The following is a 6,598-nucleotide window of genomic DNA, read 5'->3' as shown; positions in this document are numbered from 1 at the left end:
GAGTACCGTCACGACGACGGCGCCGCCGTATCCGTCCTGGCGGAGCTCGCGGCCGAGGATCTTCCCGTCGACCGGCTCACTCTGTGCGACGGCGAGCCCACCCGGCTGATGGAGCTGTGGGAGGACGCCGACCTCGCGGTGGTGGTCGACGCGGTGCACGGCCACCCCGGCGAACCGGGCCGGATCCACCGGATCGCCGTCGATGCCGACCACCTGCTCGCCGACCCCCTCGCCGACGAGGCGGCGGCGGCCGGCACCCACGGCCTGGGCCTCGGCCACGCCGTCGCCCTCGCCGCGGCGCTCGCCAAGCTGCCGCGCGAGCTGCTGATCCTGGCGGTCGAGGGCGCGGAATTCTCGATCGGCGAGGGCCTGAGCCCGGCCGTCGCCGACGCGGTGCCGCGCGTCGCCGCCGAGGTGCGCCGAGCGGTGGAGGCCCGGCGATGACGACCCGGCAGGGCGGCGCTCGGCGCCCGGCGACGCCAGGAACCAGCCCAGGGTGACGGCGAGGTCCCAGGGCGAGACCCCGGCCCCGGTCATGCCGTGACCTTGGCGACGAAGGCGGCGAGGTTGGCCACGGTGCGCCGGATCTTCTCCTCGACGGTGAGCGACTCGTGGAGCCGGGTGCCGACCTCCCGCTTGCCGCGCACGTAGAGCGAGCAGGCGAGGTCGCTGCACATGTACGCGCCGACGGAGTTGCCCTGTTTGCCGGCCTTCCCGGCCAGCGGCGCGACCAGCAGCGAGACGCCCCCGGTGTGGGTGGTCACGCAGAGTGAACAGATGCTGCGGCGGGCCTGCCAGGAGGCGGCGCCGGAGGAGCGCAGCGCGACCGCCACCGTACGGCCGTGCAGCTCGGCCGCGAGGTAGGCGCGATCGGGGGCTTGCGGGTCGCGCCACCCGAGGAAGTCCAGGTCGTCCCACGGCTGTTCGACCAGGTCGCGGGGGACGTGCAGGCGCTTCGCCTCACCCTTGCTGCAGTTCACGAAAGCGGCACGGATCTCTTGCTCGGTCAATGGCTTCATAGGAGGCACAGTAAATAACCTAGAGGCATTAGGCAAACATATAATGGCCCCAGGCGATGGAAGGGACACACATGGCACGCGTAGGGCTGAACGCGGAACGACTCACCCGGGCCGGGGCGGAGCTCGCCGACGAGGTCGGCTTCGACAAGGTCACGGTGTCGGCGCTGGCGCGCCGGTTCGGCGTCAAGGACGCGAGCCTGTACTCGCACGTCAGGAACTCCCGGGACCTCAAGACCAGGATCGCCCTGCTCGCGCTGGAGGAACTCGCCGACCGGGTCGCCGCCGCCCTCGCCGGACGCGCCGGCAAGGACGCCCTGGCCGCCTTCGCCAACGCCTACCGCGACTACGCCCGCGAACACCCCGGCCGCTACGCCGCCGCGCAGCTCGAACTCGACTACGAGACCGCGCGCAACAGTGCCGCCGTCCGGCACTCCCAGATGACCCGCGCGATCCTGCGCGGCTACGACCTCGCGGAGCCCGACGAGACCGACGCCGTCCGCCTGCTCGGCAGCACCTTCCACGGCTACGTGACCCTGGAGCGGGCGGGGAGCTTCCAGCACACCCCGCGCACCACGGAGGACACCTGGTCGCGCATCCTGGACGCCCTCGACACCCTGCTGCGCACCTGGCCGACGGCCTGACGTCGGGGCGTCGGAGTCAGCCGCCGTAGCCGCCCCCGCCGGGGGTGCGGATCTCCAGGGCGTCTCCGGCCGCCACCTCGGCACTGCCGCAGCCGGGCAGGTCCTCGACGGTGCCGTCGGCGCGCAGGATCCGGTTGGCGCCGAGGTCGCCGGGGGCGCCGCCGTCGAGGCCGTACGGGGGGACCCGGCGGTGGCTGGAGAGCAGGCTGACCGTCATCGGTTCGCGGAAGCGCAGCCGGCGCAGTGCGCCGTTGCCGCCGTGCCAGCGGCCCTCGCCGCCGCTGCCGGGGCGGACGGCGAACTCCTCGACCAGGACGGGCAGGCGCCACTCCAGGACCTCGGGGTCGGTGAGCCGGGAGTTGGTCATGTGGGTCTGGACGACGTCGGCGCCGTGGAAGCCGGGACCGGCGCCGGAGCCGGAGGCGATGGTCTCGTAGTACTGGTGGTGCTCGTTGCCGAAGCTGAGGTTGTTCATCGTGCCGGAGCCCTCGGCCTGCACGCCGAGTGCGGCGTAGAGCGCGCCGGTGATGGCCTGTGAGGTCTCCACGTTCCCGGCGGCGACGGCGGCGGGGTAGGTCGGGGAGAGCATGGAGCCGGGCGGGACGACGATCCGCAGCGGGCGCAGGCAGCCGTCGTTGAGCGGGATGTCGTCGGCGACGAGGGTGCGGAAGACGTACAGGACGGCGGCGGTGACCACGGCGGAGGGGGCGTTGAGGTTGCTCCCGAGCTGGGGCGAGGTACCGGTGAAGTCGACGGTGGCGCTGCGGCTCTCGCGGTCCACCCTGACCTCGACGGCGATCACGGCGCCGGAGTCGGTCTCGTAGCGGTAGCCGCCGTCGGTCAGGCCGTCGACGGCCCGGCGCACCGCCTGTTCGGCGTTGTCCTGGACGTGCCGCATGTAGGCCTGGACGACGTCGAGGCCGAAGTGGTCGATCATCGCGTTGACCTCGTCGACGCCCTTGCGGTTGGCGGCGACCTGGGCGCGCAGGTCGGCCAGGTTGGTGTCCGGGTCGCGGGACGGGTACCGCGACCCGGTGAGCAGCCGTACGGTCTCCTCCTCGCGCAGCCGCCCGTCCACCACCAGCGGCCAGTCGTCGAAGAGCACGCCCTCCTCGTGGATCTCCCGGCTGGCGGCGGGCATCGAGCCGGGGGTGATGCCGCCGATCTCGGCGTGGTGGCCGCGCGAGGCGACGAAGAACAGCACCTCGCGGCCGTCCGGGTCGAACACCGGGGTCACCACGGTGATGTCGGGCAGGTGGGTGCCGCCGTGGTACGGATCGTTGACCGCGTAGGTGTCGCCCGGGCGCAGCTGCGGGCCACGGCGGCGGATCACCTCCTTGACGGTGGTGCCCATCGAGCCGAGGTGGACCGGGATGTGCGGGGCGTTGGCGACCAGGTTGCCGTCCGGGTCGAACAGCGCGCAGGAGAAGTCCAGCCGCTCCTTGATGTTGACCGACTGGGCGGTGGACTCCAGTCGGGCGCCCATCTGTTGGGCGATCGCCATGAAGAGGTTGTTGAAGACCTCCAGCAGGACGGGGTCGGCGGCGGCGGTGACGGCCTCCTCCGTGCGTGCCCCGGTGTGTTTGAGCAGCAGGTGCCCGGCGTCCGTCATTCCTGCCCGCCAGCCGTCGTCCACGACGGTGGTGGCATTGGCCTCGGCGATCACGGCCGGGCCGGTCACGGTGTCGGACGGTCGCATCGACTCGCGTTCCAGCAGCGGGACCCGGCGCCACCGGCCGCCCGTGTACAGCGGCACATCGGTGGGCTCCGGCGCCTGCCCGGGGGCGGGGGAGAGGGCGTCCAGTTCCGGCTGCTCGGTGAGGCCGGTGCCTTCGACGGCCAGGGCCTCGATCACCAGCGGGCGGTCCATCAGGAAGGAGTAGGTGGCCCGGTGCCGCTGCTCGAACTCGGCCCGCATGTCGGCCGGTTCGCCCAGCGGGACGCCGATCGTGGTGTCGGTTCCCCGATACCGCAGCCGGGCCCGGTGGGTCATCCGGATCCGCTCCGGCGGGGTGCCCTGGTCGAGCAGCTCGGCGGCGGCGGCCGCCGCCAGTTCCTCGGCGAGCGCCCGTACGGCGGCCATCTCCCCCTCCGCCAGTGGCCGTTCGACGGCGTGCTCGCGCAGCACGGTGGTGTCGGCCAGACCGATGCCGAGGGCGGAGAGCACCCCGGCCATCGGTGGCACCAGCACGGTACGGATGCCCAGCGCCTCGGCCACCGGGCAGGCGACCTGGCCGCCCGCGCCGCCGAAGGTGGTCAGGGCGTAGCGGGTGACGTCATGGCCCTGCTGGACGGAGATGCGCTTGATCGCGTTGGCGATGTTGCCCACCGCGATCCGCAGGAAACCCTCGGCCGCCTCCTCCGTCGTCCGGTCGCCGATCTCCTCGGTCAGCTCGGTGAACTGACGTCTCGTCGACTCGGTGTCGAGCGGTTGGTCGCCGTCCGGCCCGAAGACGTGCGGGAAGTGCCCGGCCTGAATCCGGCCGAGCAGCAGGTTGGCGTCGGTGACGGTCAGCGGCCCGCCGTTCCGGTAGCAGGCGGGGCCGGGGTCCGCGCCGGCCGAGTCCGGTCCGACCCGCAGGCGCTCGCCGTCGAAGCGCAGCACCGAGCCGCCGCCCGCCGCGACGGTGTGGATGGCCAGCATCGGCGCCCGCAGCCGCACCCCGGCGACCTGGGTGGTCACCACCCGCTCGTACTCGCCGGCGAAGTGCGACACGTCGGTGGAGGTGCCGCCCATGTCGAAGCCGATCACCCGGTCGTGGCCGGCCAGTTCCGACATCCGCACCATGCCGACGATGCCGCCGGCCGGGCCGGAGAGGATCGCGTCCTTGCCCCGGAAGTGCCCGGCCTCGGCCAGGCCGCCGTTGGACTGCATGAACATCATTCGGACACCGGCCAGTTCGTCCGTCACCTGCCGGACGTAGCGGCGCAGGCCGGGGCTGAGGTAGGCGTCCACCACGGCGGTGTCCCCGCGCGGAACCAGCTTCATCAGCGGGCTCGCCTCGCTGGACAACGACACCTGGTCGAAGCCGAGTCGCCCGGCGAGGTGGCCGATCTCCCGCTCGTGCGCGGGGTGCAGGTAGCTGTGCAGGCAGACCACCGCCAGTGAGCGGATGCCCTCGCGCAGGCAGTCGCGCAGGTCCTCGGCGAGTCGGTCGAGGTCGGGCGGGCGCAGCACCTCGCCGTCGGCGGCGATCCGCTCGTCCACCTCGACCACCCGGGCGTACAGCGGCTCGGGCAGCGTGATCCCGCGGGCGAAGATCTGCGGCCGGTTCTGGTAGCCGATCCGCAGCGCGTCCGCGAAACCGCGGGTGATGCACAGCGCGGTCGGCTCCCCGGTGCGCTCCAGCAGGGCGTTGGTGGCCACCGTCGTGCCCATCCGGACCGAGTCGATGCTTGCCCCTGGGGGGAGCAGGGCCCGGATCCCGGCCACGGCGGGGTCGCGGTAGCGGGCCGGGTCGTGCGAGAGCAGCTTGTGGGTCAGCAGCCGGCCGTCGGGGGCCAGCGCGACCACATCGGTGAAGGTCCCGCCCCGGTCCACCCAGAACTGCCAGCCCCTGGAGGCCATGACCGGCTCCCTCCGCCGTGCCGCGTGGCGCCCCGTACGCGGGAGGCCCCGAGCCCTGGGACCGAGTATCCGACCGGGCGAAGTGGGCGGGCAAACGGGACATACTGGGCGTGCCGGTCGACCCGGGGACAATGGAGGCAGCGATGGTGACCACGACGGTAGGAGTGCTCCGCGAGACCGCACCCGACGAGCGCCGGGTGGCCCTGGTGCCCGAGCTGGTACCGGCCGTCGGCCGACTCGGCGCGACCGCCCTGGTCGAGCCCGGCGCCGGCGCCCTGGCCGGCCACCACGACGCCGACTACCGCGCAGCGGGCGCCGTCGTGGTCGGACGGGCCGAGCTGCTCCGCCGCGCGGACGTCCTGCTCGGCATCCACCCGCCGAACGTCGACCCGGTGCGTGAACTGCGAGCCGGCCAGGTGCTGGCCGCGCTGGTGCGCCCGCACCGGATCCCGTACCTCGTCCGGCAGTGGGCCAACCGCGCGGTGACAGCGATCGGCCTCGATCTGGCGCCGGACCTGCCCGCCGCCTACCCGCTGGACGCCGAGGCCTCCCAGAGCAGGCTGGCCGGCTACCGGGCGGTCCTGCTGGCCGCCACCCGGATGGACCGCTGCCTGCCGCCCTGGGGCACGGCGGGCGGGCTGTTCGACCCGGTCCGGGTGCTGGTGGTGGGCGCCGGCCACGCGGGCCTGCAGGCGATCGACACGGCCCGCCGCCTGGGTGCACCCGTGAGCGCGGTCGAGCTGCGCCACCGCGAGCGCGCGGCGGTCGTCGCGCTGGGCGCCGACCTGCTGGACCTGCCCGGGCTGCACCCGGTCGCGGACGACCCGGAGCTGTGGGAGAGCGTCGACCGTGAACGCCCGGCCTGGGTGGCCGGCCTCGCCGAGGCCGTCGCCAATCACGACCTGGTGGTGACGGCCCTCTACCTGCCCGGCCGGATGCCCCCGGTCCTGCTCCACACGACGGCGGTGGCGCGGATGCGGCCCGGCTCGGTGCTGGTGGACCTGGCGGCCGGCCCGGAGGGCGGCACCATCGAGGGCGTCCGGCCGGACACCACCACACTGGTCGGCGACGGGGTGATCGCCGTCGGCGCCGGGGAGCTCGCCGCCCAGGTGCCCGCGACCGCCTCGCTCGCGTACGCCCACAACGCGCTCGCGCTGCTGGACCGGCTGCTGCGGGGCGGGGAGCCCGCAGCCGACCCGGTGCTCGGGCCGATGCTGGTGACCGACCGGGGCATGGTGCGGCACGAGCCCACCCGGCGGTTCCTGCAGGACGTGACCGCCGTCGCCGGCCTGCCGTAACGCCTCAGGCCCGGGCCCGGACGGCTCCCAGGCCGGACGGCTCTCAGCGCTCAGGCCCGGACGGCTCCCAGG

General features: G+C 73.8%; 5 protein-coding genes. 3 read left to right on the top strand and 2 right to left on the bottom strand.

What is annotated here, in order from left to right; all coding sequences use genetic code 11:
* Positions 1–444: hydrogenase maturation protease (locus ACWC9T_RS33230; protein ID WP_449824776.1), on the top strand; the 444-nt coding region annotated here is incomplete at its 5' end.
* A gap of 89 nt (positions 445–533) precedes the next feature.
* On the opposite strand, the gene ACWC9T_RS33225 is transcribed toward ACWC9T_RS33230, so the two are convergent.
* Positions 534–1,019 (bottom strand): FBP domain-containing protein, encoded by a 486-nt coding sequence (locus ACWC9T_RS33225; protein ID WP_449824775.1) that lies wholly within the window; start codon positions 1,017–1,019, stop codon positions 534–536.
* 71 nt (positions 1,020–1,090) lie between these two features.
* Here ACWC9T_RS33225 and ACWC9T_RS33220 point away from each other — a divergent pair, with 71 nt between their 5' ends.
* Positions 1,091–1,660: a TetR/AcrR family transcriptional regulator gene (locus ACWC9T_RS33220; RefSeq protein WP_449824774.1), complete on the top strand. Its 570-nt coding sequence runs from the start codon at positions 1,091–1,093 to the stop codon at positions 1,658–1,660.
* 16 nt (positions 1,661–1,676) lie between these two features.
* On the opposite strand, the gene ACWC9T_RS33215 is transcribed toward ACWC9T_RS33220, so the two are convergent.
* Positions 1,677–5,228, bottom strand: a complete 3,552-nt coding sequence (locus ACWC9T_RS33215) for a hydantoinase B/oxoprolinase family protein (protein ID WP_449824773.1) — start codon at positions 5,226–5,228, stop codon at positions 1,677–1,679.
* A gap of 143 nt (positions 5,229–5,371) precedes the next feature.
* On the opposite strand from ACWC9T_RS33215, the gene ACWC9T_RS33210 reads away from it, so the two are divergent.
* The gene (locus ACWC9T_RS33210) at positions 5,372–6,526 is read left to right on the top strand and encodes an NAD(P) transhydrogenase subunit alpha (RefSeq protein ID WP_449824772.1); all 1,155 of its coding nucleotides are present in this window, start codon (positions 5,372–5,374) and stop codon (positions 6,524–6,526) included.
* Positions 6,527–6,598: the final 72 nt, after the last annotated feature.

The sequence above is a fragment of the Kitasatospora sp. NPDC001159 genome (assembly GCF_053598235.1).
The sequence above is the reverse complement of the archived record's forward strand: the minus strand, read 5'-3'. Positions and strand labels throughout refer to the sequence as shown.

Excerpts from the sequence above, each read along its gene's own strand:
- ACWC9T_RS33225 (WP_449824775.1), bottom strand. The coding sequence starts at position 1,019 with ATGAAGCCATTGACCGAGCAAGAGATCCGTGCCGCTTTCGTGAACTGC.
- ACWC9T_RS33220 (WP_449824774.1), top strand. The coding sequence starts at position 1,091 with ATGGCACGCGTAGGGCTGAACGCGGAACGACTCACCCGGGCCGGGGCG.
- ACWC9T_RS33215 (WP_449824773.1), bottom strand. The coding sequence starts at position 5,228 with ATGGCCTCCAGGGGCTGGCAGTTCTGGGTGGACCGGGGCGGGACCTTC.
- ACWC9T_RS33210 (WP_449824772.1), top strand. The coding sequence starts at position 5,372 with ATGGTGACCACGACGGTAGGAGTGCTCCGCGAGACCGCACCCGACGAG.